The organism is Pseudomonas sp. SD17-1 (assembly GCF_029201585.1).
In the GTDB taxonomy this organism is placed as follows: Bacteria; Pseudomonadota; Gammaproteobacteria; order Pseudomonadales; family Pseudomonadaceae; genus Aquipseudomonas; species Aquipseudomonas palmensis.
The window spans coordinates 2000479-2023696 of record NZ_CP104044.1 but is presented as its reverse complement, the minus strand read 5'-3'; the positions used below and the strand labels follow the sequence as shown (position 1 = coordinate 2023696).

General features: G+C 67.1%; 25 protein-coding genes. 4 read left to right on the top strand and 21 right to left on the bottom strand.

Annotated elements, in window-relative coordinates:
- Positions 1-2: 2 nt before the first annotated feature.
- From N0B28_RS09055 to N0B28_RS09045, 3 genes are all read right to left on the bottom strand, one after another.
- Positions 3-311, bottom strand: a complete 309-nt coding sequence (locus N0B28_RS09055) for a hypothetical protein (RefSeq protein ID WP_054915688.1) — start codon at positions 309-311, stop codon at positions 3-5.
- A 362-nt stretch (positions 312-673) separates the two neighbouring features.
- The gene (locus N0B28_RS09050; RefSeq protein ID WP_043863095.1) at positions 674-1105 is read right to left on the bottom strand and encodes a DoxX family protein; all 432 of its coding nucleotides are present in this window, start codon (positions 1103-1105) and stop codon (positions 674-676) included.
- 106 nt (positions 1106-1211) lie between these two features.
- Entirely contained in the window at positions 1212-2633 is a 1422-nt protein-coding gene (locus N0B28_RS09045) for a transglycosylase SLT domain-containing protein (RefSeq protein ID WP_275731538.1), read from the bottom strand.
- A 164-nt stretch (positions 2634-2797) separates the two neighbouring features.
- Between N0B28_RS09045 and N0B28_RS09040 the strand changes: the two genes are divergently transcribed.
- The 3 genes from N0B28_RS09040 to N0B28_RS09030 all read left to right on the top strand — a co-directional run bounded on the left by N0B28_RS09040 (position 2798) and on the right by N0B28_RS09030 (position 5460).
- Positions 2798-3604, top strand: coding sequence for a TatD family hydrolase (locus N0B28_RS09040; protein WP_043863097.1), 807 nt, complete (start codon positions 2798-2800; stop codon positions 3602-3604).
- Positions 3605-3690: 86 nt separating this feature from the next.
- Positions 3691-5169 carry a methyl-accepting chemotaxis protein gene (locus N0B28_RS09035; protein WP_054915686.1) on the top strand — a complete coding sequence of 493 codons (1479 nt, stop codon included), beginning with the start codon at positions 3691-3693 and terminating at the stop codon, positions 5167-5169.
- A gap of 84 nt (positions 5170-5253) precedes the next feature.
- Entirely contained in the window at positions 5254-5460 is a 207-nt protein-coding gene (locus N0B28_RS09030; RefSeq protein ID WP_229590391.1) for a hypothetical protein, read from the top strand.
- Position 5461: 1 nt separating this feature from the next.
- On the opposite strand, the gene N0B28_RS09025 is transcribed toward N0B28_RS09030, so the two are convergent.
- The 3 genes from N0B28_RS09025 to N0B28_RS09015 form a co-directional block, all read right to left on the bottom strand.
- Positions 5462-6265, bottom strand: a complete 804-nt coding sequence (locus N0B28_RS09025; protein ID WP_275731536.1) for a thioesterase family protein — start codon at positions 6263-6265, stop codon at positions 5462-5464.
- An 84-nt stretch (positions 6266-6349) separates the two neighbouring features.
- Positions 6350-7117: a CHAD domain-containing protein gene (locus N0B28_RS09020; RefSeq protein WP_100634710.1), complete on the bottom strand. Its 768-nt coding sequence runs from the start codon at positions 7115-7117 to the stop codon at positions 6350-6352.
- Positions 7118-7131: 14 nt separating this feature from the next.
- Positions 7132-7410: a hypothetical protein gene (locus N0B28_RS09015; protein WP_043863101.1), complete on the bottom strand. Its 279-nt coding sequence runs from the start codon at positions 7408-7410 to the stop codon at positions 7132-7134.
- A gap of 160 nt (positions 7411-7570) precedes the next feature.
- Between N0B28_RS09015 and N0B28_RS09010 the strand changes: the two genes are divergently transcribed.
- A complete protein-coding gene (locus N0B28_RS09010) occupies positions 7571-8590 on the top strand; it encodes a patatin-like phospholipase family protein (protein ID WP_078480475.1) in 1020 nt (339 codons plus the stop codon).
- A 16-nt stretch (positions 8591-8606) separates the two neighbouring features.
- Here the strand turns inward: N0B28_RS09010 and N0B28_RS09005 are convergent, their stop codons facing one another.
- From N0B28_RS09005 to N0B28_RS08935, 15 genes are all read right to left on the bottom strand, one after another.
- Entirely contained in the window at positions 8607-9305 is a 699-nt protein-coding gene (locus tag N0B28_RS09005; RefSeq protein WP_043863103.1) for a response regulator, read from the bottom strand.
- Positions 9302-11956 (bottom strand): sensor histidine kinase KdpD, encoded by a 2655-nt coding sequence (locus N0B28_RS09000; protein WP_043863104.1) that lies wholly within the window; start codon positions 11954-11956, stop codon positions 9302-9304. Before N0B28_RS09000 ends, N0B28_RS09005 begins: the two co-directional genes overlap by 4 nt.
- Before the next feature lie 15 nt (positions 11957-11971).
- Complete coding sequence (gene kdpC, locus N0B28_RS08995; RefSeq protein WP_275731533.1) at positions 11972-12532, bottom strand: potassium-transporting ATPase subunit KdpC; 561 nt, start codon at positions 12530-12532, stop codon at positions 11972-11974.
- Positions 12533-12546: 14 nt separating this feature from the next.
- Positions 12547-14598, bottom strand: coding sequence for a potassium-transporting ATPase subunit KdpB (gene kdpB, locus N0B28_RS08990; protein WP_043863105.1), 2052 nt, complete (start codon positions 14596-14598; stop codon positions 12547-12549).
- Between the two features lie 10 nt (positions 14599-14608).
- Positions 14609-16303: a potassium-transporting ATPase subunit KdpA gene (gene kdpA / locus N0B28_RS08985; protein ID WP_054915683.1), complete on the bottom strand. Its 1695-nt coding sequence runs from the start codon at positions 16301-16303 to the stop codon at positions 14609-14611.
- Positions 16304-16311: 8 nt separating this feature from the next.
- A complete protein-coding gene (gene kdpF, locus N0B28_RS08980) occupies positions 16312-16401 on the bottom strand; it encodes a K(+)-transporting ATPase subunit F (RefSeq protein WP_043863107.1) in 90 nt (29 codons plus the stop codon).
- A 193-nt stretch (positions 16402-16594) separates the two neighbouring features.
- Positions 16595-17647 (bottom strand): AI-2E family transporter, encoded by a 1053-nt coding sequence (locus N0B28_RS08975; protein WP_043863108.1) that lies wholly within the window; start codon positions 17645-17647, stop codon positions 16595-16597.
- 11 nt (positions 17648-17658) lie between these two features.
- Positions 17659-18468 carry a DUF4892 domain-containing protein gene (locus tag N0B28_RS08970; protein ID WP_123752246.1) on the bottom strand — a complete coding sequence of 270 codons (810 nt, stop codon included), beginning with the start codon at positions 18466-18468 and terminating at the stop codon, positions 17659-17661.
- Positions 18469-18583: 115 nt separating this feature from the next.
- Positions 18584-19435, bottom strand: coding sequence for an alpha/beta hydrolase (locus N0B28_RS08965; protein WP_054915682.1), 852 nt, complete (start codon positions 19433-19435; stop codon positions 18584-18586).
- Positions 19432-20226: an alpha/beta hydrolase gene (locus tag N0B28_RS08960; RefSeq protein ID WP_054915681.1), complete on the bottom strand. Its 795-nt coding sequence runs from the start codon at positions 20224-20226 to the stop codon at positions 19432-19434. The genes N0B28_RS08965 and N0B28_RS08960 overlap by 4 nt, the downstream gene beginning before the upstream one ends.
- 92 nt (positions 20227-20318) lie before the next feature.
- Complete coding sequence (locus N0B28_RS08955; protein WP_043863112.1) at positions 20319-20666, bottom strand: hypothetical protein; 348 nt, start codon at positions 20664-20666, stop codon at positions 20319-20321.
- Positions 20667-20747: 81 nt separating this feature from the next.
- Positions 20748-21191, bottom strand: coding sequence for a hotdog fold thioesterase (locus N0B28_RS08950; RefSeq protein WP_043863113.1), 444 nt, complete (start codon positions 21189-21191; stop codon positions 20748-20750).
- 26 nt (positions 21192-21217) lie between these two features.
- Positions 21218-21673 (bottom strand): phosphohistidine phosphatase SixA, encoded by a 456-nt coding sequence (gene sixA, locus N0B28_RS08945; protein ID WP_275731530.1) that lies wholly within the window; start codon positions 21671-21673, stop codon positions 21218-21220.
- Complete coding sequence (locus N0B28_RS08940) at positions 21670-22017, bottom strand: DUF4389 domain-containing protein (RefSeq protein WP_078480467.1); 348 nt, start codon at positions 22015-22017, stop codon at positions 21670-21672. The genes sixA and N0B28_RS08940 overlap by 4 nt, the downstream gene beginning before the upstream one ends.
- A 16-nt stretch (positions 22018-22033) precedes the next feature.
- Positions 22034-23059, bottom strand: coding sequence for an NAD(P)H-dependent glycerol-3-phosphate dehydrogenase (locus tag N0B28_RS08935; RefSeq protein ID WP_043863116.1), 1026 nt, complete (start codon positions 23057-23059; stop codon positions 22034-22036).
- Between the last annotated feature and the right edge of the window lie 159 nt (positions 23060-23218).

Genomic DNA, 23218 nt, shown 5'->3' with positions numbered 1-23218 from the left:
GATCAGGCGCGGGTGATCAAGCCCTGGCGGGCGACGCGGGTCAAGTGGTGGATCACTTCGGCGGCATCGGCCCTCGAGGGCGCCTGCACCACGGCCAGGTCGAAACGGTCGTTGCCGAACCGGGCGAGGGTTTCGCAGGAGTCGGCGAACTGGATCAGGAACGCCGTGGCGCGGCCTTTGGGGCGGGGCCAGCCATCGAGGTAGCGCAGCAGGGTCGGCTGGTGTTTGCCGCTCAGCAGAATGCGCGGCGTGCGAGCCGCCTGACTGGTAGGGAGAGGGGTGAGGCAAACGCTGGTACGTGGGCAACTCATGGTGTACTTCTCTGTGCCTCGCAGATCCCGCTGGGCTGCGGTGCGAGGCGTCACCGAACCAGCGCTTTAGCGGTATTCGGACGACCTGCTGGTGGTCTTCCTGCGCCCCGCAAGTAGCTGTTTAAATCGGCGCAAGCCAGCATCCTAGAGAAGCGCCGGCCCGGCTGTCAACAATGCCATCGTCTGATAAACGACCCGGACGCCGGAAAAACAAGCGAGTTTCTCGCATTCGACGGCGACGCCGGTTCCTGCACTTGCCGGCGCCCCTGAAGGCGCCTGCGTTGCCGCAGAAGCAAGCAGCCGGGTCGGGCACAAAAAAGGGCCTGCAATGCAGGCCCTTTTTTGTGCCACAACGCCAAGGCTCACTTGGCGATCATGCGGTCCACCGACGCCCTGCCCGCCCCTTCCACCAGTACCGCAATCGCGCCACCCAGCAGCGCCAGGGCGAACTCATAGCCGTTGTTGGCCATGAACAGACCGTTGCCGATGTGCACCGAGAAAATCGCCACCAGCAGCAACCCCACCAGCGCCAGGGCCGCCGGGCGTGCCAGCAGGCCGATGACCAGTGCCAGCCCGCCGAAGAACTCGGCACCACCGGACAGCGCCGCCATCAGTGTCGGCGGGGTCAGCCCCAGGCTTTCCATGTACTGCGCGGTGCCTGCCAGCCCACCGCCACCAAACAGGCCGAACAGCTTCTGCGAGCCATGGGCCATGAAAATGATGCCGATGAAGATGCGCAGTACGGTAATGCCCCAGCCGGCGCGGGTGAACAATACGGAGTTGATGGCGTTCATGCTGTCTTCCTTAAGCGATGCAGGTGTGTGGTAGAGGTCGCCATCTTAATCATATTTTCAAATGTTAAAATCGCGATTATCTGCACATACCAATCGTAATTTTCGATTACTTGCGTGAGGCCACTTTTCGTCCCCGGGCTTCCAGCGCGTCGCGTTCGCGGTCGAATGCCAGAAAGTACTTGTTGACGCTATTAACATAGCTGACCGGCCCCATTCCCACCTGCTCGAGCGCCACACGCTCTACCTGAAAGAACCACTGGTTGGGGTTCAGGCCGCGTCGCCGCGCCTCGGCCCGCATGGCCTGAACCCGCTCCGGCCCCAGGTTGTAGCCGGCCAGCACGAACGCCATGCGCTCGCGTTCGTTGAGCTGGTTGCTGGAAAAGAACTTGCGCCGGATCAGTGCCAGGTAGCGCGCGCTGGCCTGTACATTGCCATCGACATTGTCGATATCGCTGATCCCCACCCGCTGCGCCGCACCGGGGGTGATCTGCATCAGCCCATGGGCGCCACCTGCGCCCCTGGCCGCCGGGTCGAGGGCCGACTCCTTGAACGCCAGTGCCGCCAGGTTCAGCCAATCCAGGTTCTGGGCCTGGGCGTGACGCTGCAGCACCGGCCGCAGTTTTTCCAGGCGCTGGCGGTTGGCCTGGGCCAGCGGGTAATGCACCTTGTACAGGCGCCGGTAGATACGCTCGAACGCCACATCCTGATCGGCCGGGGCGTGATACCCCTTGAGGAAGCGATCGACACTGGCGTGCAGCATCGCCGCGTCGCGGCGCACGTACCAATGCATCGCCGCGGGCTGGGCCAGCTGCACCTTGCGCTGCACCAGCAGCTTGGGCATCACCTGCGCCCAGCGCCGGGCAATCGGCTGTTCGACCACGGTCAGGTGGAAGATGCCGGCCTGCACCATTTCCAGCACATCCTCCACCGCAAGGCTGGGGTCCGCCCATTCCACCTTGAGCGGCGCCAGCTTGCGCAGGGCCAGGCGCTGGTTGATTTCGTGGAGGGTATCGCCTGCCGCACTCGAACTGGTCAGGGTCACGGTGCGGCCGGCAAGCTGCTCGACGCGCTGGTAGGTCCGTTCGCCCTTGCGCCCCACCAGCACCAGCGGCACATTCTCCAGCACCGGGTCGCTGGCCATCACCCCGCGGGTGGAACTCAAATCGATCAGCTCGCCGGGCGCCACCAGATCGCCCTCGCCACGCTGCAATGCGCCGATCAACTGGTCCTTGGCCTTGGGGATGATCTTCAGGCGGATCTGCTGACCGTCACGGGCACGCCCGTTGAGGTAGTGCTCGAAGGCGATCAGCCGATGGTATTCGATGCCCACCGGCTGGCCCTTGACCTCGCCGGAGCTGTTGCGGCTCTGGTTGACCAGCACGCGCAACACCCGGCTTTCACGGATCTGCGCCAGGTCGCGCACCTTGGCCGCAGGCACCGCCTGCTGCGGGCCAGGCAGGCGTGCGTGGGCCGGGCCGGCGCACAGCAGGCCCACACACAGCAAAAAAAGCCAAAGTGATCGCGTCATCCGGTCTCCGGCAAAGGGCCGCGATTGAGTATTTGACGCCATAATGAGCGGTCGGTCCGTGACAATTGACCGCAAAAGACCGCGACAACTTCTTGAAGTTCTTGGCGTTATTGGTATTTTTCGGCGCTGCCAAGCGCTTTTGCCGCACAACCTGAGGTAGCACCATGCAACTCATCGACATCGGCGTCAATCTGACCAACCCAAGTTTCGACGGCAAGCACGAGGCCATCTTGCAGCGTGCCGAGGCCGCCGGGGTGCATCAGATGCTGGTGACCGGTACCAGCCTGGCCGGCAGCGAAGCCGCGCTACACCTGTGCGAGCAACTCGACCCGCAGGCCCGGCGCCTGTTCAGCACGGCCGGTGTACACCCCCACGATGCCAGCAGCTGGAACAGCGACACCGCGCGCCATCTGCGCGCGCTGCTCGAACAGCCACGGGTGCACGCGGTGGGTGAATGCGGGTTGGACTTCAACCGCGACTTCTCGCCGCGCCCGCAACAGGAAAAGGCCCTGGAAGAACAACTGGCACTGGCGGTGCAGCTGCAGATGCCGGTGTTTCTGCACGAGCGTGATGCCAACGAACGCCTGTTGCAGATTCTCAAGGACTACCGCGACCGCCTGCCCGCCGCCGTGGTGCACTGCTTTACCGGCGAGCGCAGCGCCCTGTTCAGCTACCTGGACCTGGACCTGCACATCGGCATCACCGGCTGGATCTGCGACGAACGTCGCGGCACCCACCTGCACCCGCTGGTTGCCAGCATCCCCACTGGCCGCCTGATGCTGGAGAGCGACGCCCCCTACCTGCTGCCCCGGACCCTGCGCCCCAAACCCAAAAGCGGTCGCAACGAACCGGCCTACCTGCCCGAAGTGCTGCGCGAAGTGGCCCTGCACCGGGGCGAGACACCCGAGCAAGTGGCTGCGCACACCAGCGACTGCGCCCGGCGCTTCTTCGGGCTCCCCGACATAGTTTGACGCATATCAAGATTTGTCTTTGAATTGGCTGGCACACTGATGGCACCTTGCCAAATTGTTTCCGCTCAATCAGAGAAGACCTATCCATGGGTGCCTGGCTCAGCAATATCTCACTGAAGTACAAGTTCTGGGCGGTGAACGCAGTCGCCTTCGTCACAACCCTGTTCGTGGTGCTGTATGCGGTGCACCTGGAAACCCGCGCCAGGGCCGAGACGGCCCAGGCCCGTGTGCAATCCGAAGCCCGCCTGCTGGCCGCCTGGCCCGCCGGCCAGGCCTTGCCGCAGAACGCCACCTGGGTCAGCTTCACACCCGGGCAGGCGCCCACCTTCGATGGCCAGGCGTTGCCGGCCCTGGCCACTGCCCAGGGCTGGGTCGAGCTGAACGGCATGCCGCTGCTGGGCAGCGACCCGCTGATCGGCGCGCAGGTCATCCAGCGCGATGGCCAGCAGATCGCGGTACTGGCCCAGGCCCCGAGCATGGCGCAGGTGTTCACCGACCGCTTCGTCAACTATGCGGTGTGCGTACTGATCCTGATGCTGGCCATGCTGTGCGCCTCGCAGTTGCTGATCCGCTTCCTGCTCAGCCAGCTCAACATCCTCAAGGACGTGATGCTGCACGTCGAGAAGACCGGTGACCTGTCGGCACGGGTGCCGCTGTCCTGCGGCGACGAGATCGGCCAGATGGCCAGCGCCTTCAACGCCATGCAGACCACCTACCACCGCGTGGTCAACACCGTGGCGCGAACCGCCGCGCAGCTGGATGCCGGCGCCGCGCGCCTGGCCGCCAGCATGAACGAGGTGCGCCACGGCATGCTCGGCCAGCAGAGCGAAACCGACCAGGCCGCCACCGCCATCAACGAAATGACCGCCACCGTCTACCACATCGCCCAGCATGCCGGTGCCACACGCGACCTGTCGCAAAGCGCCGACACCCTGGCCGGCAGCGGCAAGGACGTGGTCAGCCGCGTGCAGTCGTCGATCTCGGGGCTCTCCACCGGCGTGCAGCAGACAGCCGAGATGATTCGTCAACTGGCCGAGGACAGCCAGAAGATCAACAGCGTGGTCGGGGTGATTCACAGCATCGCCGAACAGACCAACCTGCTGGCCCTCAACGCGGCGATCGAGGCGGCCCGTGCCGGCGACCTGGGCCGCGGTTTCGCGGTGGTGGCGGACGAGGTGCGCAACCTGGCCAAGCGCGTGCAGAGCTCCACCGATGAAATCACCACCATGGTCTCTGCCCTGCAGGCCGGCACCCGCGATGCGGTGGAGTTCATGACCGAGAGCTCGTTCAAGGCCGACGACTGCGTCAAGCAGGCCCAGGAAGCCGGCGAGGCTCTGGCGGAGATCACCGGCGCGGTGGCGCAGATGCGCGAGAGCAATACCCAGATCGCCGTGGCGGCCGAACAGCAGAGCCAGGTGGCCGAAGAGATGAACCGCGCAGTGGTGAGCATCCGCGACGTGACCGAAGAGACCGTGCAGCAGACCGTCGACTCGGCCACCACCAGCAGCGAACTGGCCACCCTGGCCGGCGAGCTGAACAAGGCCATCGGTCAACTCAAGCTATAAACCCGATAGCCGCGCGCAATTGGCCCCCTGGCGGGGGCCAAACTACGCTTGGGTTATCCGTTTTGCACCTTGAGGAGAACCGTGATGAACAAGCACCTGTTTCACCTGCCCCACTGGCATCACGCCCCTCGTACCCCCACCAACATCGCGCTGCAGCTGATTGCACTGCCGCTGCTGGCCATCGGCGCGCTGCTGGTATTGAGCGGCGCGCTCGACGCCGACCTGGGCACCCTGGCCGTCGGCGTCATCGGCATGCTGGCCGGTGTGGCGGTGGAGCGCCAGCGCCAGTGATTCAGGCGAACACGGTCACCGTCTGGCGGCTGATGGCAAGCAAATCACCGGCCCCGTTCCACAAGGCGGCCGCCACATGGCCGTAGCCGTCACGCGCGTAGTCGATCTGGGCGCAGTACTGGCACCAGTCCAGGGTGGTCAGGCTGGCCACCGGCTGCACGAACTCGATGGTCCAGGTCAGGGTGCTGCCGGCAGCGGGCTTGCTCAGGTGCGGCATCAACGCCGGTGGCCAGGCATCGACCAGCGCCAGCAGGTGGGCTTCGGTCACCGGCTCCTCGACCACATCCTCACCGCGCAGGCGCACCCAGCCGCCCATTTCGCGCGACCGGCTATCGCTGAACGGCAAGCCGCCAATGCCCCAGCGCATGGCCAGGTGGCGAATGAACTCGGGGGTCACGCCCTTGATGAAGGGCAACTCGGGGCTGGACTCGCCAAGGCTTTTCATCGGCACCGGCGCCAGCCCTGACACCTGCACCACCGAATCGCGCCCGGCACCGAAACTGCCCTGTACCAGGGTCACCACCTGGCCATTCTGTACCGCGCGCCCCAGCAGCGAGCTGACCGCCTTGCCGTCACGCAACAGCTCCACCTCGAAACGGATCGGCACCCCAGGCTCGGCCGGCCCTACGAAGGTGATGGCCAGCGAGCGCACCGGACGGTCCGGGGCGACCTTGGCGTGCATGGCCTCGTACACCAGCGCCGCCATCAGCCCGCCGAAACAGGCACGCCCCTGGGCCCATTCGGCCGGGATGGTCACCGCCTGGGGCTGCAGGCGCACGGCGGTGAGCAGTTGGGAAAAATTCATCGGGACCTCGACCAGTGGGCAAATGTGGCGATGTTAACCAGCCGCCGCGCCGCGCACAGGCCGCATTTGCGCCAAACACGCGACTTATCGACGTTGGATTTCGCTCAGCAGTGTCTCCAGCGTGCGGTCGGCACGTTGCTCGGCCGCCGCCTGTTGCGCCTGCCAGTGCGCCACGCAGGGCGCCAGGCCAGGCTGCTGCTCGGCCTGCAACAGCCACTGCAACAGGTCGTGCCAGTCGCCCAGATCGCCCTGGGCGCGCTTGAGCCCGCGGCGCAGGGCCGGGCGCAGGCGTTCGAGCTGTGGATAGGCCTCGGCGCCATAACGCACCCGCTTGATCAGCAGGCGCAGGCGGTGGCGGTCGTGCGCCGGGTCGTTCATGGCAGCCTGCAGGTTGCGCCACTGCTTGTGCAGGCGCTTGCCCACCCGCGCCTCCAGGCGGCGTACCAGGCCCTGGCGCTGAGCCGCGCGCAGGAACATCGGGAAGGCATCGATGATCGCCAGCAGCCGCGCAAGCTCGGCGCTGGCCGCCACCCGGGCAAAGGTGCGGGCCGGGTCGCCAAGCTGCTGGCGGGCCACCTCGGGCAGCCCGCGTTCGAGCAACTGCGCGGCCAGCACCTCGCGATCGCGCAGCGGCGTGGTCAGGCGCCCCAGCTCGGCGGCAGCATCCTCCAGCTTGTCCACCCCCGGCAGCCCGCGCAGGGGCCGCAGCAGGCTGCGCAGGCGACGCACGCTGGTACGCAGGTCATGCAGCGCCTCACTGTCGGTATGGGCCGCCAGGCGTGCCTGACAGGCCAGCAGGCGCACGTGCAGGGTCAGCACCTGGGCGATCACATGGTCGAGCATTGCCGACATGGCCTGGTCCTCCCTCAGCGCCCGGCGCGCGATTCACGGATGTAGAAGCGTGCCTTCTCGGCCTTGTTGCTGCAGCCTTCGAAGGCTTCGAACTGCTGCTGGGTCTTGGCGCCGGTCAGCAGCGACAGGGCCTTGGAATAGCTGACCGTGCCGGCGAAGCCCTCGGCCTTGGCCAGGTCCAGCTCCTTCCAGGCCGAATCCAGCTGATTGGCGCAGCTGTCCCGGTACGCCGTCTTGCCGGCGCAGCCGCTCAGTACCAGGGCAATCAGGGGCAGGCAGATCCAGGCTTTCATCGGTGTTACCTCAAAAGGAAAATGTTCGGGGTGGCACTTCGACGGCACGCACGCTGAAAAGTGCCCTGCTCAGCGTAGCCCAGCGCTTGTCACGATTGAAGCACAGCCCTGAATGGGTGCATTGTTAGGCCCACGAGCAGAACAGCCGCAAGGAACGACCATGAGCAAACGCGTAGCACTGGTGCTGGGGTCGGGGGGCGCCCGAGGGTATGCACACATCGGCGTGATCGAGGAGCTGGAGCGGCGCGGCTACGACATCGCCTGCATTGCCGGCTGTTCGATGGGCGCAGTGATCGGCGGCATCTACGCCGCCGGCAAGCTCGACGACTACCGACGCTGGATCGAGAGCCTGGATTACCTGGATGTGCTGCGCCTGGTGGACGTGAGTTTCAGACTGGGCGCGATTCGCGGCGAGAAGGTGTTCGGGCAGATCCGCAAGATCGTCGGCGAGGTCAACATCGAGAACCTGCGCATCCCCTACACCGCAGTGGCGGCCGACCTCACCAACCAGCAGGAGATCTGGTTCCAGGAAGGCTGCCTGCACCAGGCCATGCGCGCCTCGGCGGCGATCCCCAGCCTGTTCACCCCGGTGGTGCAGGGCAACCGCATGCTGGTCGATGGCGGCATCCTCAACCCGTTGCCGATCATCCCGGTGGTGTCCAGCCACTGCGACCTGATCGTGGCGGTGAATCTCAACTCCACCAACCAGAAGCATTACCAGTTGCCGGTGATCGAGCGGCCGGCGGCGTTCAAGTTGCGCTTCGACAACCTGATCAACTCGCTGGGCTCGCACCTGCCGTTCCGGCGCAAGGCCGCCGAAGGGCTGATCCGCATCGAGCAGGCGGCGCCCAACCCGTGGCTCAGCGATGCGGCCGAGCCCGAGGCGCAGCAGCCCTCGGCGGCGCCCGAGACTGACGGCGCGCCGAAATCGGCGGCCGGCTCGTTCATTGTCGACAACGTGGGCCCGGCTTCGCTGCTGGACCTGATCAACCAGAGCTTCGAGGTGATGCAGACGTCGCTGGCGCAGTACAAGATCGCCGGCTACCCGCCGGATGTACTGATCAACGTGCCCAAGCGGGTGTGCCGGTTCTTCGAGTTCTACAAGGCGCCGGAGCTGATCGCGCTGGGACGCGAGATTGCACGCGATACGCTGGACAACTATGAGGCCGAAAGGCGCTAGGCCGGCGAAGAGGCCCTCAAGCCTGCTCCGGCCCGATCAACCGATACCCCACCCCCGGCTCGGTCACGATGAACCGCGGCGCCGTCGGGTCGTCCCCCAGTTTCTGCCGCACATGCGCCACCACGATGCGCAGGTAGTGGCTGTCCTCCACATGGGTGGGGCCCCAGATATCCTTGAGCAACTGCTGCTGGGTGATCACCCGCCCCGGGTGACGCGCCAGTTGCGCCAGCAACGCATACTCCTTGCGGGTCAGCGCCACCTCCTCGCCCGCCAGGGTCACGCGCCGGTAGGCAAGGTCCACGGTCAACGGGCCGAAGCGCGGCGCCGACTCTTCGGCCACCGCCTGGGGCACCTGGCGCAGCAACGCGCGCACCCGCGCCAGAAACTCCTGGATGCCGAACGGCTTGGTCACGTAGTCATTGGCCCCGCCGTCCAGCGCCTCGACCTTCTGCACTTCGCTGGCCCGCACCGACAACACCAGCACCGGCACCTGGCTCCATTCGCGCAGTTCGCGCAGCACCTGCTGCCCGTCCATGTCGGGCAACCCCAGATCGAGCACCACCAGCTCCGGCCGACCCAGCGCCGCCTGGCTCAGGCCCTCGGCACCGGTGCCCGCCTCCAGCACCTTGTAGCCCTGCGAGCCAAGGCTGATGCGCAGGAACTTGCGGATCTGCGGTTCGTCGTCGATGACCAGCACGGTCGCGGTCTGGCTCATGGGGTCTCGCTGTCCAGTTCAGGTTGGGCCGGAAGCGGCAAGCATAGTGTGATGCAGGTGCCACGGCCATCGATGCCGTCCTCTACACGGATCTGCCCGCCATGGGCGCCGATCATGCCCTGGCAGATCGCCAGCCCCAGCCCCGTGCCCTGCCCGCCCCGGTCCCCGCGCGCAGCGGTGTAGAACATGTCGAAGATGCGCGCCCGGTCCTGCGGCGCAATCCCCGGGCCCTCGTCGGCGACGGCCAGGCACAGCTGCTCGCCTTCCACACTCACCCGCAGTTCGAGGCGCCCGTGGGCCGGCGAGAAGCGCGCCGCGTTCTCCAGCACATTGATCAGGGCCTGCTCGATCAGTGCGGCATGCACGAACAGCAGCGGCAGCTCTGCCGGCACCTCGGTGCGCAACTGCAACGGGGCCAGCACCACTCGCAGGCGGCTCAGGGCGCTGCCGACGATGTCGGTCGGCGCCACCCAGTCGCGCGCGAGCTTGAGCCCGCCATGCCCCAGGCGGGTCATGTCGAGCAGGTTCTGGATGTAACGGTCCAGGCGCTCGGCCTCGTCGCGGGTGCCTTCGAGCAGCTCGCGACGGTCGTGCTGACTGATTGCCTCACCCAGTGCCAGCAGGCTGTCGATGCTGCCGCGCATGGCAGTCAACGGGGTGCGCAGGTCGTGGGACACCGAGGCCAGCAAGGCACTGCGCAACTGTTCGGTTTCGCCGTGCAGGCGCGCCGCCTCCAGCTGATCGGCCAGCCGCGCCCGGGCCAGGGCCTGGGCCAATGGCTGGCTGAGGGCCTTGAGCAGGCGCCGGCGCTGGGCCGTCAGCACCTGGCCCTCGCGCGGGCGTACCCCCAGCAGGGCCAGCGGGCCTTCCTCCACCGACAGCGGCCACCACCACCAGCGCCCGTTGGGCAAGGTGTCGCTGCCAAGGCCGGCGGCCTGGTCATGCTGCCAGGCCCAGTCGGCGGCCGCCCGCTCGGTGTCGTTGAACTGCAGGGCACCGCCGCTGGCCACCTGCAGGCGACCTTCGGCATCGCGTTCGAGCAGGCACATCTGCACGTCCGTCCAGCCCTCCAGGTGGTGGCTGGCGGCATTGAACACCGCCTGGCGGTCGGTGGCCGCGGTCAGCCGGCGGGTCAGGTCCAGCAATTGGCCGGTCTGCTCCTGGGTTTCGCGCAGCGCCTGCAACTGACGCCGCTGGCGCGCCGCCAGGTTGCCGGTCAGGGCGGCCATCAGCAGAAAGAACACCAGGGTCAGCACGTCCTCCTCGCGCTGGATGCTCAGCGAGAAATTCGGCGGTATGAACAGAAAGTCGTAGGCCAGAAACGACAGCGCGGCGCACACCAGCGCCGGGCCCAAGCTGCTGCGCACCGCCACCAGCAGCACTGCTGCCAGAAACACCAGCGAGATGTTGGGCAGCGCCAGCACCCCGGCCACGCCCCAGGCCAGTGCACTGGCCAGCACGGTGGCAAGCAGCGCCAGCAGGTAGTGGCGCCAGGCCCAGGCTCGCGCCACCGGCGCGCTGACCGGTTCTGGCTGTGCGTCGCGGTCGAGCACGTTGATTTCCAGCCCGTGGGCCTCGCGCAACAGGCGCGCCGCCACACCGGCACCGAACCAGCGCCGACGCAGCCGATCACGCGACTGGCCCACCAGCACCAGGCTCGCACGCCGCTCCAGCGCATGCTGGATCAAGGTGTTGGCCACCTCGCCGGCGCGCAGCACCACCACTTCGCCGCCCAGCCGCTCGGCCAGCTGCTGGGCGGCCTGCAGGCGCTGGCGTGCGGTTTCGTCGCGCAGGCGGCCGTTGTCCACGTGCACCAGGCTCCAGGGCAGGTGGCGGCGCTGTGCCACGCGGCTGGCATGACGTACCAGGCGCTCGGCCTGGGCATCGCCATCCACCCCCACCAGCAGGCGCCCACGCAGCGCCGGCGCATCCTGGCCCAGGCTGCGGTAGCCGTGGGCGAGGTCGGCATCGACCTGGGCGGCGGCGGTCTGCATCGCCAGCTCGCGCAGGGCCGTCAGGTTGGTCTGGGTGAAGAACGCATCGATCGCCGCCCGCGCCTGCTCCGGCACGTACACCTTGCCGTCGCGCAGGCGTTCGAGCAGCTCGCGCGGCGGCAGGTCGATCAGCACCAGTTCGAAGGCTTCCTGCAGCACCCAGTCGGGCAGCGTTTCGCGCACCTGCACGCCGGTGATGCCGCGCACATGGTCATTGAGGCTTTCCAGGTGCTGCACGTTGACCGTGGTGTACACGTCGATACCGGCCGACAGCAGCTCCTGCACGTCCTGCCAACGCTTGGCGTGGCGGCTGCCGGGTGCGTTGCTGTGGGCCAGCTCGTCCACCAGCGCCAGTTGCGGGGCGGCCTTGAGCAGGCCGTCCAGGTCCATTTCCTCCAACTGCACGCCACGGTACTCGGAGCGCACCAGCGGCTGTTGCGGCAAACCGCCCAGCAGCGCCTCGGTTTCGCTGCGCCCATGGGTTTCGACGATGCCCGCCAGCACCCTCACCCCCTGGCGCAACTGCGCATGGGCGGCCTGCAGCATGGCGTAGGTCTTGCCTACGCCGGGCGCTGCGCCCAGGAACACCTTGAGCCGGCCGCGCCCCTCGCGCGGCAACTCGGCCAACAACGCATCGGCGCGTTCAGAATCACTCATGGTCGACACACGTCCTTATTTCGAAGCAGGTGCGAGCTGGTCGAGGGCCGCATTCAGGGCCTGGATATTGACCACCGGCGGCCCCACCAGTGGGTGCAGGGTGGACTGCTCCACCAGGGCTTGCAAGGTGGGCAGCGGCAATTGCCGCGCCGCTGCCACCCGCGCCAGCTGATAGGCCACGGCTGCTGGCGGCAGGTGCGGGTCCAGGCCGCTGCCGGAGGTGGTCAGCAGCGCCAGCGGCACCGGGCCTTGTGCCGGCACATACAGCGCCTGGGCCTGCTCGCCCACGCGTTTGGCCAACGCCGGGTTGCTCGGCGCCAGGTTGCTGGCACCGCTGGACACCGTGGCATAGTCGGCCGCCGAGGGCCGCGGCTGAAACCAGCCCGCGCCACTGAACGGCTGGGCCAGCAGGCGCGAGCCGCGCACCTGGCCACTGTCGTCGCGCAGCAGGCTGCCGTTGGCCTGCTCGGGGAACGCCACCTGGGCGACCCCGGTGACCACCAGCGGGTACACCGCGCCGGTGATCAGGGTCATCAGCACAATCAGGCTCAGGGCCGGGCGTACTAGCGTCGTCATGTTCATCTCCCAGTTCACACAAGGTGCAGCGCATTGAGCGCCAGATCGATCAGCTTGATCCCCACGAACGGCACCAGCAGCCCGCCCAGACCGTAGATCAGCAGGTTGCGCCGCAGCAGGTGGGCAGCGCTGGCGGCCTGCACCCGTACCCCGCGCAGCGCCAGCGGGATCAGCACCACGATGATCAGCGCGTTGAACACGATCGCCGAGACGATGGCGCTCTGCGGGCTGGCCAGTTGCATCAGGTTGAGCACGCCCAGCTGCGGGTAGATCGCAGCGAACAGCGCCGGCAGGATGGCGAAGTACTTGGCCACGTCGTTGGCAATGGAAAAGGTGGTGAGCGCGCCACGGGTCACCAGCAGCTCCTTGCCCACCTGTACCACATCCAGCAACTTGGTCGGGTCGCTGTCCAGGTCGACCATGTTGGCCGCCTCGCGGGCCGCCTGGGTGCCGTCATTCATGGCCATGCCGACATCCGCCTGGGCCAGCGCCGGGGCGTCGTTGGCGCCGTCGCCGCACATGGCTACCAGGCGCCCGTCGTTCTGTTCCTGGCGAATGCGTGCCAGCTTCTTCTCCGGCGTGGCCTCGGCCAGCACGTCGTCGACCCCGGCCTCGGCGGCAATCGCCGCCGCGGTCAGCGGGTTGTCGCCGGTCACCATCACGGTGCGAATGCCCAGTTTGCGCAGCTCGGCGAAGCGCTCGCGAATGCCGGGCTTGACCACGTCCTTGAGGTGGATAACGCCCAGCAGGCGTTTGTCCACGCACACCAGCAACGGTGTACCGCCGCTCTGGGCAATGCGGTCGACTTCACGGGCCAGGGCGGCCGGCAGGTCCAGGCGCTGCATGCCGACGAACGCCAGTACCGAATCCACCGCGCCCTTGCGGTAGCGCTGGGCGCCGAAGTCGACGCCCGACAGGCGGGTTTCGGCGCTGAAGGCCACCGGCACCAGGTGTGCAGCGTCGGGTGGGGTGAAGTCATGCAACTGGCGCAGGTAGTCGACGATCGACTTGCCTTCGGCGGTGTCGTCGGCCAGCGAGGCCAGCAAGGCGCCCTCGCCCAGCTCGCGGGCAGTGATGCCGGGGGCGGCGTGCACCGCACTGCAACGGCGGTTGCCGAAGGTGATGGTGCCGGTCTTGTCCAGCAGCAGCACGTGCACATCGCCGGCCGCTTCCACTGCACGCCCCGAACGGGCAATCACGTTGAGCCGCACCAGGCGGTCCATGCCGGCGATGCCGATGGCCGACAGCAGGCCGCCGATGGTGGTGGGGATCAGGGTCACCAGCAAGGCCACCAGAAACACCATCGGGATGCTGCCGCCGGCAAAGTGCGCGAAGGGCTGCAGCGTGACCACTACCACCAGGAAGATCAGCGTCAGGCCGATCAGCAGGATGTCCAGGGCCACCTCGTTGGGCGTCTTCTGGCGTTTGGCGCCCTCGACCAGGGCGATCATGCGGTCCAGGGTCGACTCGCCCGGGTTGCTGGTGATCTGCACCAGCAGCCAGTCGGACACCAGCCGGGTGTTGCCGGTGACCGCAGAGCGGTCGCCGCCAGACTCGCGGATCACCGGTGCGGACTCGCCGGTGATCGCCGCCTCGTTGACCGCGGCGATCCCTTCGATCACCTCGCCGTCACCGGGGATCATCTCCCCGGCATCCACACGCACCACATCGCCTTTGCGCAGGTCACTGGCCGGCACCACCTCGAACTCGCCCGAGGCCATGCGCCGCCGCGCGTTCAGGCCCTGGCTGCCGGCCTTGAGGCTGTCGGCGCGGGCCTTGCCACGGCCTTCGGCCAGGGCCTCGGCGAAGTTGGCGAACAGCACGGTGAACCACAGCCACACGGCGATCTGCACCGATACGCCGGTGGGTACGTCGCTGGGCAGCAGGCACAGCAGGGTGGTGAAGATAGCGGTCAGTTCCACCACCAGCATCACCGGGGCGCGCTTGAGCTGGCGCGGGTCGAGCTTGACGAATGCCTGCACCAGGGCCGGACGCCAGAGCGCGGCGAAGGTGGTGCGGGCAGTGGCGGACGGGGCCGCCTTCACTTCGGAAACAGGCAGGTTCATGGTCGGCTCCTCACAAGCCCAGGCTCAGGTATTCAGCAACCGGGCCCAGGGCCAGGGCCGGCAGGAAGGTCAGGCCACCGATCAGCAGGATGGTCACCAGCAACAGCGTGACGAACAGCGGGCCATGGGTCGGGAAGCTGTTCTGGCCCACCGGCGCGCTCTTCTTCAGCGCCAGGCTGCCGGCCAGGGCCAGCACCGGCAGGATGTAGCCGAAGCGCCCGATCAACATACCCAGGCCGATCATCAGGTTGTGGAAGGTGGTGTTGGCGCCCAGCCCGGCAAACGCCGAGCCGTTATTGGCACTGGCCGAGGTGTAGGCGTACAGCAACTGGCTGAAGCCGTGCGGGCCCGGGTTGCTGACCGCGGCGGCAGGCCCCGGCAGGCTGGTGGCCAGCGCGCCGAGCACCAACACGCCCACCGGCATCACCAGCAGCGTGGCGACCAGTAGTTGCACCTCGCGGGCCTGCAGCTTCTTGCCCAGGTATTCAGGGGTACGACCGATCATCAGCCCGGCCAGGAACACCGCGATCAGCACGTTGAGCAGCATGCCGTAGAGCCCGGCGCCGACGCCGCCGAAAATCACCTCGCCGACCATCATGTTGACCAGCGCGACCATGCCGCTGAGCGGGTTGAGGCTGTCGTGCATGTTGTTCACCGAGCCGTTGGAGGCCGCGGTGGTGGTCACGCTCCAGAGCACGCTGGCGGTGGTGCCGAAGCGGCTCTCCTTGCCTTCCAGGGGGGCGGTCTGTTCCACCAGCGGGCTGTTCAGGGTGGGGTTGGGCTGGTACTCCGACCACAGCGCGGTGGCGCCGCCGATCACGAACAGCGCAAGCATGCAGGCGATGATCGCGCGGCTCTGGCGCAGGTCCTTGACGTAGTGGCCGAAGGTGAACACCAGGGCCACCGGAATCAGGATGATCGAGGCCACCTCGAACAGGTTGCTCCAGGCGCTGGGGTTCTCGAACGGGTGCGCCGAGTTCACCCCGAAAAAGCCGCCGCCGTTGGTGCCCAGCTGCTTGATCGCGATCTGGCTGGCAGCCGGGCCCAGCGGGATCACCTGGTCGGCGCCCTGCAGGGTCAGTGCATGCACATAATCGGTGAAGGTCTGCGGCACGCCCTGCCATACCAGCAGCAGCGCCAGCAGCAGGCACAGCGGCAGCAGCCCGTAGAGGGTGGCGCGGGTCATGTCGACCCAGAAGTTGCCCAGGGTGCTGGCCGAGCGTCGGGCAATGCCACGACACAACGCGACCAGCACGGCAAGGCCGGTGGCGGCGCTGACGAAGTTCTGCACGGTGAGGCCGAGCATCTGGCTCAGGTAGCTGAGCGAGGCTTCGCCGCTGTAGGACTGCCAGTTGGTGTTGGTCATGAAGCTGACGGCGGTGTTGAACGCCAGCGACCACTCCTGGCCGGGCAGGTGCTGCGGGTTCAGCGGCAGGTGCCCTTGCAGCAGCAATACGGCAAACAGCAGCCCGAAGCCTGCAAGGTTGAAGGCAAGCAGCGCCAGGGCGTACGTCTTCCAGCTCTGCTCGGTGGCAGGGTCGACCCCGGCCAGCCGGTAGCAGCCTCGCTCCACCGGCCCCAGCAGCGGGCTCAGCCAGGTGCGCTGGCCTTCCATCACCTTGTAGTAGAAGCGGCCCAGCCAGGGCGCCGGCAGCAGCACCAGGGCGAAAAAGGCCAGCAGCAATGCGTAATCGTAACTGTGCATGGCTGCTCCTAACCGCGATCGGCGCGCAGCAGCGCGGCCATCAGGTACACAAACAACGCCACTGCCAGCAGCAGTGACACCCCGTCCAGAATGCTCATGAAGAATCTCCGTCCCGCGGCACGGTGCCGCTGACGGTGATTGTCGGGAGGGGGGGCGTAAAGGGGCGAGAGGGCTAGCGAGGGTTGGGTATAAAGAATGCGTAAAGAGAGCGAATCGGCATGGCTGGGACGCCCCGTTGGCCGGCAGGGCCGGCGCCTGGCAAGGGCGGCCCGGCCAGCCAGGCCGGTGCGATCAGGCCCGCGGCGGGTGCTGCGGCTCGCTGCGGGTCCAGTCCAGCAGCAGGCTGTAGGCCACTGCCAGCAGCGTGGGGCCGATGAACAGGCCGATGAAGCCGAACGCCAGCAACCCGCCAAACACCCCCAGCAGCACGATCACCAGCGGCAGGTTGCCGCCCCGGCTGATCAGGTAGGGCTTGAGCACGTTGTCCACGCCACTGATGATGAACGTGCCCCAGATCCCCAGGAACACCGCCATGCCGTACTGGCCCTGCCACGCCAGCCATGCGGTGGCCGGCACCCAGGCCAGCGGCGGCCCCATGGGGATCAGGCTGAGCAGGAAGGTCACCAGGCCCAGCACCAGCGCGCCCGGCACCCCGGCGATCAGGAAGCCGATCAGCGCCAGCAGGGCTTGCGCCGCTGCGGTGCCGATCACGCCGTTGACCACCCGTTGCACGGTGCCAGCCACCAGGTCCAGGTAGTATTCGGCGCGCTCGCCGATCAGGCGGTTCAGCAGGCGCAGCACGAAGGCCGACAGCCGCGGCCCGTCACGGTAGAAGAAGAACACGAACACCAGGCTCAGGGTCAGTTCGAGAATCCCGCCGCCGATCTGCGCACTGCGGGCCAGCAACCAGTTGCCCACCTGCCCCAGGTGTGGCTTGATCGCCGCCAGCATGGCCGCGCCCTGCTGGTCGAGGGTGTCCCAGAAGCCGACCAGGCGCTCCCCCACGAAGGGTATGCCGCCCAGCCAGGCAGGCGCATCGGGCAGGCCGTCGACCTGCACGTCGCGCACGAACGCGGTGGCATCACGAATATGGTCGGCCAGGTTGAAGCCCAGCCACACCAGCGGCAATGCCACCAGCAGCATCCATACGCCCGTCAGTACGCTCGCCGCGAGGGTTTCGCGCCCGCCGAGCACGCGCGTGAGCAGGCGCATCAGCGGCCAGCTGGCATAGGCCAGGATCGCCCCCCACAGCAGCGCGGAAATGAACGGGGCCATGACCCACAGACCGGCCCCCAGCAGGCCGATAAGGATGATCTGCACCAGCAGGCGATCGTTGTTGAGCATAGCGGCCCCGGTCAGCGGATCAGTTCGACATGCAGCCCGGCAGCCGGCTGCGTACCCACTTCAAGCCGTGCTGCGCGCACCCCGGCCTTGACCAGTTGCTCGCGCCAGGCCTCGGCCTGGGCGCCGGTCAGGGTCACGCGCAAGGTACTGTTCAGGTTGAGGCTGCGCGACAGCAGGTTGACCCAGGCCGGCTGCGGTTCGCCCTTGAGGTCGGCATAGTCGAGCTTGCCGGTGCTCAGCAGTTCGCGCTGCACGGTGGCCGGCGTGGGCAACACCTCGCCCAGCGGTGCGTTGGCCACAAACTCCTCGACATGCAGGTACGCGCGCCGATTGCCCTTGGTGATGCTGTACAGCGCAACCAGGGTGTCGCTGGAGGCGCCGGAGCGGCGCAACAGAATGAACGCCTGCTGATTGTCGGCACCGGTCAGGTTGAATCGCCCGGCCAGCTGCGCCGACCACAGGCTGCTTTCACCGCAGTCCTGCCCCTGGCACCAGAACAGCGGATAGCCACCTGCGGTCTGCAAGGATTCGCGGGCGGCGGTAAAGGCTTCGTTGGCACTGCGCTCGGCCGGCAGCTGGTAGGTGGCATAGCTGACCTTGCCGCGGCCCTCGACCTTGCCCTCCATGCGTACCACATTGCTGATCTTGCGCAGCGAACCGAGGGGGTACACCCGCTCCTGTTCCTGCTCCAGTTCCTGCGCACTGGTCTGGCCCACTACCTTGGCATCCACCGGAATCGGCAGTTGATCGGCCATCAGTGGTGTGCTGGCAAGCACGGCCAGGCCGGCAAGGCCTGTTCGAATCAGACGCGAAATACTCATTGGCGGGCCATGGCGCTAAGGGCCTCGATGGCGAAAAAAGGTGCAACGGTGTCGCGCTTGGTCATGGTTGTCTCCCTGTTCAACCCGCCAAGCCTCGACAGTTGCCCGCCGCAAGTCAAGAAATGGCAAAGAAGCGATTGAAACAGTCTGCAACAAGGCTGGCGCCCGACTCGTCGTTCAGGTGCAGGTGGTGCCCGCCCGGCAGCTGTTCCAGCTTGAAGGGTAGCTGCTCGAGCAGGGGGGTGTTGCGCGCCAGCATGCCGTCGGCGGCCACCACCAATTGGGTCGGACAGGCGATGCGGCGCACGAAGGTCAGCGCCTGTTCTTCGCTCATGCGCAGCGGCGACGGCAGGGTCAGGCGGCTGTCGCTGCGCCAGGTGTAGCCACCCGGCACCGGCATCAGGCCGCGCTGGGCCAGCAGCTCGGCGGCCTCGCGGGTGACCGCGACCATGCCCTGCATGCGCGCCTGCACCGCCAGCTCCAGGGTCGGGTAGACGGTCTTGCCCTTGCCGCCCTGGCGCAACTGCGCCTGCAAGGCCATGCCCATGCGCTCGGCCGTGTCCTGGGGGCCGGCGCCGGGCGGGATCACCCCGTCGATCAGCGCCAGGCGGGTGATCCGCTCGGGCAAGGCACCGGCCAGGATCACCGAGATGATCGCCCCCAGCGAGTGCCCGAGCAGGGCAAACCGTTGCCAGCCCAGTTGCTCGGCTACCCGCAGCACGTCGTGGGCGTAGTCCCACAGCGCGTAGCCGGCGCCCACCGGCCGATGGTCTGAATAGCCATGCCCGGCCAGGTCCAGCGCCACGATGCGCAGCCCATGCAGCCGGGGCGCCAGGCGCGCGAAGGTGTTGGCGTTGTCGAGCCAGCCATGCAGGGCGATAACCGGGATGCCCTGCTGCGGGCCGAACAGGTGCGCTGCCAGTTCGATGTGCCCCAGGTTCAGGCGCACTTCCTCCACGCCACTCATTGCACCGCCTCCTGCCAGCGATCGAACAGGCCCTTGATCAGGCTCGCGGTGTCATGCGGGCGCTCCAGCGGAAACATGTGCCCACCCGGCAGGCTGTGGAACTCGCCCCTGGGCATGCTGCGCACGGCATACGCGTGGTGGCGGCGTACCACGCGGCTCTGGCTGCCACGCACCATCGCCAGCGGCAGCGTCAGCTGGCGGGCCGGGCCGGGGCTTACGTGGGGCAGGCTGCGATAGATGCTGATCTCGGTGGCCGGGTCGAAGCGCAGGCGCAACTGCTCGCCCTCGTCCTGCAGGCCATGTTCCAGATAAGCCTCGAAGCAGTCGGGGTCGAACTGGCGAAACAGCGCCTTGCCGGTGAAGTAGGCCCGGGCGCTCTCGCGGTCGGCGAACGCCTCGCGGCGTCCCAGGGTGCGGCCGGCCGGGGTGATGCGGTCAATGAAGCCAAAGCGCTTGGCCAGCTGGATCAGCCACTCGTCGGCTCGGGTCAGCACCGGCGAATCGAGCATCACCACCCCACGGTAGTACTGCGGGCAGCGCATCGCCGCGTGCAGGTGCAGCACCCCGCCCAGCGAGTGCCCTACCCCCCACACCGGCTCGGGCTGCTGCTCCAGGTGATGGATCAGTTCATCGACCAGGTTCTGCCAGTTGTCGTTGACCGGAAAGCGCGGGTCGTGCGCGTGCTGCGGCAGGTGGGTGACGTGATAATCGGGGGCCAGCGCAGCGAACAGCTTGCCGTAGGTGGCCGAGGGGAAGCCGTTGGCATGGGCGAAGAAGATCTGCTGCGTCATGGTCGCCTGTCCGCGAAGGGGAATCGGGCCATTTTCCCCGCCGCGGCAACACCCGGCAACATCCGTACAGGCCAGGGAGCACGACGATCAGGTCAATTCGCGTCGAAGCTGGCGATCGAACGGCGCAGGCAGGCCTGCAGGTACAGCAACTGGTACTCGAGCGCATCGCGTGCCTTGCGCTTGTGCTCGCGGCTCAGTTCGGCCCGGCGCAGTGCCAGGCAGGTGGCCTGCAACTGATGCCCCATCAGGCGGCCCGTCTCGCGCAATTGCCTGAGCTCGCGCAGCCCCTCCAGGCGTCGCATCAACTCGTCGAGCTTGGCCTCGGCGCTGTCCTTGAGCACGTTGTACTCGGCAAAATCCAGCGCCTGGGCACGCTCGACCTGGCGCACGATGTCGTAGAAGTAGGCCGAGCCTGCCATTTCCGGATCCGGTGTGTTCATCGCCAAACTCCTGTTCGCGCCCCCGATGGGTCCTGGGGGCACGCTAGCAAGGCAGGGCATGGGCAACAACTGGTAGAAATATCAGGTCGCCGGTGGGTTGTCGCCCAGCGCGATGACGGCGATGGTCAGGCGCGAGATGCAGTTGAGCTTGCCGTCTTCGGTGCTCAGGCGGATGTCCCACACATGAGTGCTGCGGCCAATGTGCACGGGCCGGGCAGTGGCCGTGACGCGCCCGCTGCGCACACCGCGCAGGTGGTTGGCGTTGATCTCCAGGCCCACGCAATAGAACCGCGTGGTGTCGATGCACAGGTAGCTGGCCATGGAGCCGACGCTCTCGGCCAGCACCACCGAGGCGCCGCCGTGCAGCAGGCCGAACGGCTGGTGGGTGCGCTGGTCGACGACCATGCTGGCGCTCAGGGAGTCGTCGGTGAAGCCTTCGAAGCGAATATCCAGCACTTCGCCGATGGTGCCTTTCTGGCGGGCGTTGAGCTGGTCGATATCGGGTTGGGTTTTCCAGAGGCTCATGCAGCATTCCTTGTCGTGGTTGGCGATCAGGTGGGAGTGAGACTGCGCAGTGTCATCAGCCCGGCCAGGGGGTGGTCGCCGTCGAGTTCGGCCAGGCTGGCGGTGCCCATGGGTGCGGGGTCCTTGCGGTGGCCATGCTCGAGCAGGCACACCAGCGTGCCCACCAGCGGTTGATGGCTGACCAGCAGCACCTGCTCCACCCCCAGCCTGCCCAGCTCGGCGATGACCTGCTGCGGGTCGCTTTCGGGAGTGAGCCAGGGCACGGTCTGCACCGGCTTGTCCAAACCCAGCGCCTCGTGGACCAGCGCAGCGGTCTGCTGCGCGCGTACATAGGGGCTGGCCAGGATCACCTGCGGCGCGCAGCCGAGCAACTGGGCGGCACTGCGCAGCACCTGCTCGCGACCGTGGTCGGTCAGCCGGCGTTCGGCGTCGCTGTTGGCGCGGGGCTCGGCTTCACCGTGGCGCAGTACCCACAGCCTCACAGCTTGGGCTCTTCGTCACGCGCCGGGTGTGGCGCAGGCGGCACGCTGTGGGCGGTTTCGCCTTCCGGCGCGCGCGGGGTGGGCCAGTCGGCGAACGGCCAGGGCTTCTGGTCGGTGTGGAAACTGCCGAAGCGACCGATCTGGGCCAGAAACTGGCTCAGGCTGTCGCCGAAGTTCATCAGGCTGGCACTGGGTGCGCCGTAGATCAGCCGGTACACCAGTTGCACCACCACCAGGCCACCCAGCAGCAGCTCGGCCAGTTGCCATACCAGTAGGAACACCAGCATCCACAGCACACGCAAGATGATCGATTCGCGCTGCGCCTGTTTTGGGGACTCGTTCATGCCCTGCTCCTGTAATTCAGTTGAAACCGCTGGTGGAAATGAAGTCGACGTCGGTTTTCGGCTCGCCGCGCATCAGCAGCTCGATCACCTGGCTCAGGGTCCGGCCTTCGAACAGGATGGCATGCAGGCCGGCTACCAGCGGCATGTACACCTGCACTTGCTCGGCCTTGGCCTTGAGCACCTTGAGGGTGTTGACCCCTTCGGCCACCTCGCCCAGGCGGTTGACCGCCTCGTCCAGGCTCAGCCCCTGGCCCAGGGCATGGCCGACCTGGTAGTTGCGGCTCTTGGGCGAGGAGCAGGTGACGATCAGGTCGCCGACACCGGCCAGGCCCAGGAACGTCATCGGGTTGGCGCCCTGGCTGACCGCGAAGCGGGTCATCTCGGCCAGCGCGCGGGTGATCAGCATGCTCTTGGTGTTCTCGCCCATGCCCAGCGCCACCGCCATGCCGGCGATGATGGCATAGACGTTCTTCAGGGCGCCGCCCAGCTCGACGCCAAAGCGGTCGTTGCTGGCATAGACACGGAAGGTACGCCCGTGCAGCACGGCCTGGACCCGCTGGCACAGCTGCTCGTCCTCGCTGGCGACCACGGTGGCGGTCAGCGCGTGCTCGGCCACCTCGCGGGCCAGGTTGGGCCCGGAGAGCACGCCGATGCGCGCCTGTGGGGCGATCTCTTCTAGAATCTGGCTCATCAGCTTGAAGGTGTGCGCCTCGATGCCCTTGGTCAGGCTCACCAGCAGCTTGTTGCTCAGCAGCTCGGCATGGGGCGCCAGCACGCTGCGCAGGGCGCTGGACGGCAAGGCGACGAAGATCAGCTCGCAGGCCTGCAGGGTGGCCAGCAGGTCGTTGACCGGCTCGACGCCCGGGTGGATCTTCACGCCCTTGAGGTAGCGCGGGTTTTCGCGGTTGTTGCGCATGGCCTCGGCTTGCTCGGGGTCGCGCATCCACTGCCGTACCTCGACACCATTCTCGGCCAGCAGGTTCGCCACGGCGGTACCAAAGCTCCCGCCTCCAAGAACTGCAACAGGCTGCTGTTCAGTCATATCCAATCCGTTAAAACCAATAAAGTGGCGACCCCCGCATTATACGGAGCGTTAAGGCCACGGCCAGCGCCAGATGTGCGATTGGACCGCAGCAATGCGGGTTTGATCGCTGGAAAAAGCCGGCTACTCGGTTAACATGCCCGCTCGATACCCGCCATC

Coding starts and splice junctions, on each gene's coding strand:
- N0B28_RS09055 (WP_054915688.1), bottom strand. CDS start 311: ATGAGTTGCCCACGTACCAGCGTTTGCCTCACCCCTCTCCCTACCAGT.
- N0B28_RS09050 (WP_043863095.1), bottom strand. CDS start 1,105: ATGAACGCCATCAACTCCGTATTGTTCACCCGCGCCGGCTGGGGCATT.
- N0B28_RS09045 (WP_275731538.1), bottom strand. CDS start 2,633: ATGACGCGATCACTTTGGCTTTTTTTGCTGTGTGTGGGCCTGCTGTGC.
- N0B28_RS09040 (WP_043863097.1), top strand. CDS start 2,798: ATGCAACTCATCGACATCGGCGTCAATCTGACCAACCCAAGTTTCGAC.
- N0B28_RS09035 (WP_054915686.1), top strand. CDS start 3,691: ATGGGTGCCTGGCTCAGCAATATCTCACTGAAGTACAAGTTCTGGGCG.
- N0B28_RS09030 (WP_229590391.1), top strand. CDS start 5,254: ATGAACAAGCACCTGTTTCACCTGCCCCACTGGCATCACGCCCCTCGT.
- N0B28_RS09025 (WP_275731536.1), bottom strand. CDS start 6,265: ATGAATTTTTCCCAACTGCTCACCGCCGTGCGCCTGCAGCCCCAGGCG.
- N0B28_RS09020 (WP_100634710.1), bottom strand. CDS start 7,117: ATGTCGGCAATGCTCGACCATGTGATCGCCCAGGTGCTGACCCTGCAC.
- N0B28_RS09015 (WP_043863101.1), bottom strand. CDS start 7,410: ATGAAAGCCTGGATCTGCCTGCCCCTGATTGCCCTGGTACTGAGCGGC.
- N0B28_RS09010 (WP_078480475.1), top strand. CDS start 7,571: ATGAGCAAACGCGTAGCACTGGTGCTGGGGTCGGGGGGCGCCCGAGGG.
- N0B28_RS09005 (WP_043863103.1), bottom strand. CDS start 9,305: ATGAGCCAGACCGCGACCGTGCTGGTCATCGACGACGAACCGCAGATC.
- N0B28_RS09000 (WP_043863104.1), bottom strand. CDS start 11,956: ATGAGTGATTCTGAACGCGCCGATGCGTTGTTGGCCGAGTTGCCGCGC.
- kdpC (WP_275731533.1), bottom strand. CDS start 12,532: ATGACGACGCTAGTACGCCCGGCCCTGAGCCTGATTGTGCTGATGACC.
- kdpB (WP_043863105.1), bottom strand. CDS start 14,598: ATGAACCTGCCTGTTTCCGAAGTGAAGGCGGCCCCGTCCGCCACTGCC.
- kdpA (WP_054915683.1), bottom strand. CDS start 16,303: ATGCACAGTTACGATTACGCATTGCTGCTGGCCTTTTTCGCCCTGGTG.
- kdpF (WP_043863107.1), bottom strand. CDS start 16,401: ATGAGCATTCTGGACGGGGTGTCACTGCTGCTGGCAGTGGCGTTGTTT.
- N0B28_RS08975 (WP_043863108.1), bottom strand. CDS start 17,647: ATGCTCAACAACGATCGCCTGCTGGTGCAGATCATCCTTATCGGCCTG.
- N0B28_RS08970 (WP_123752246.1), bottom strand. CDS start 18,468: ATGAGTATTTCGCGTCTGATTCGAACAGGCCTTGCCGGCCTGGCCGTG.
- N0B28_RS08965 (WP_054915682.1), bottom strand. CDS start 19,435: ATGAGTGGCGTGGAGGAAGTGCGCCTGAACCTGGGGCACATCGAACTG.
- N0B28_RS08960 (WP_054915681.1), bottom strand. CDS start 20,226: ATGACGCAGCAGATCTTCTTCGCCCATGCCAACGGCTTCCCCTCGGCC.
- N0B28_RS08955 (WP_043863112.1), bottom strand. CDS start 20,666: ATGAACACACCGGATCCGGAAATGGCAGGCTCGGCCTACTTCTACGAC.
- N0B28_RS08950 (WP_043863113.1), bottom strand. CDS start 21,191: ATGAGCCTCTGGAAAACCCAACCCGATATCGACCAGCTCAACGCCCGC.
- N0B28_RS08940 (WP_078480467.1), bottom strand. CDS start 22,017: ATGAACGAGTCCCCAAAACAGGCGCAGCGCGAATCGATCATCTTGCGT.
- N0B28_RS08935 (WP_043863116.1), bottom strand. CDS start 23,059: ATGACTGAACAGCAGCCTGTTGCAGTTCTTGGAGGCGGGAGCTTTGGT.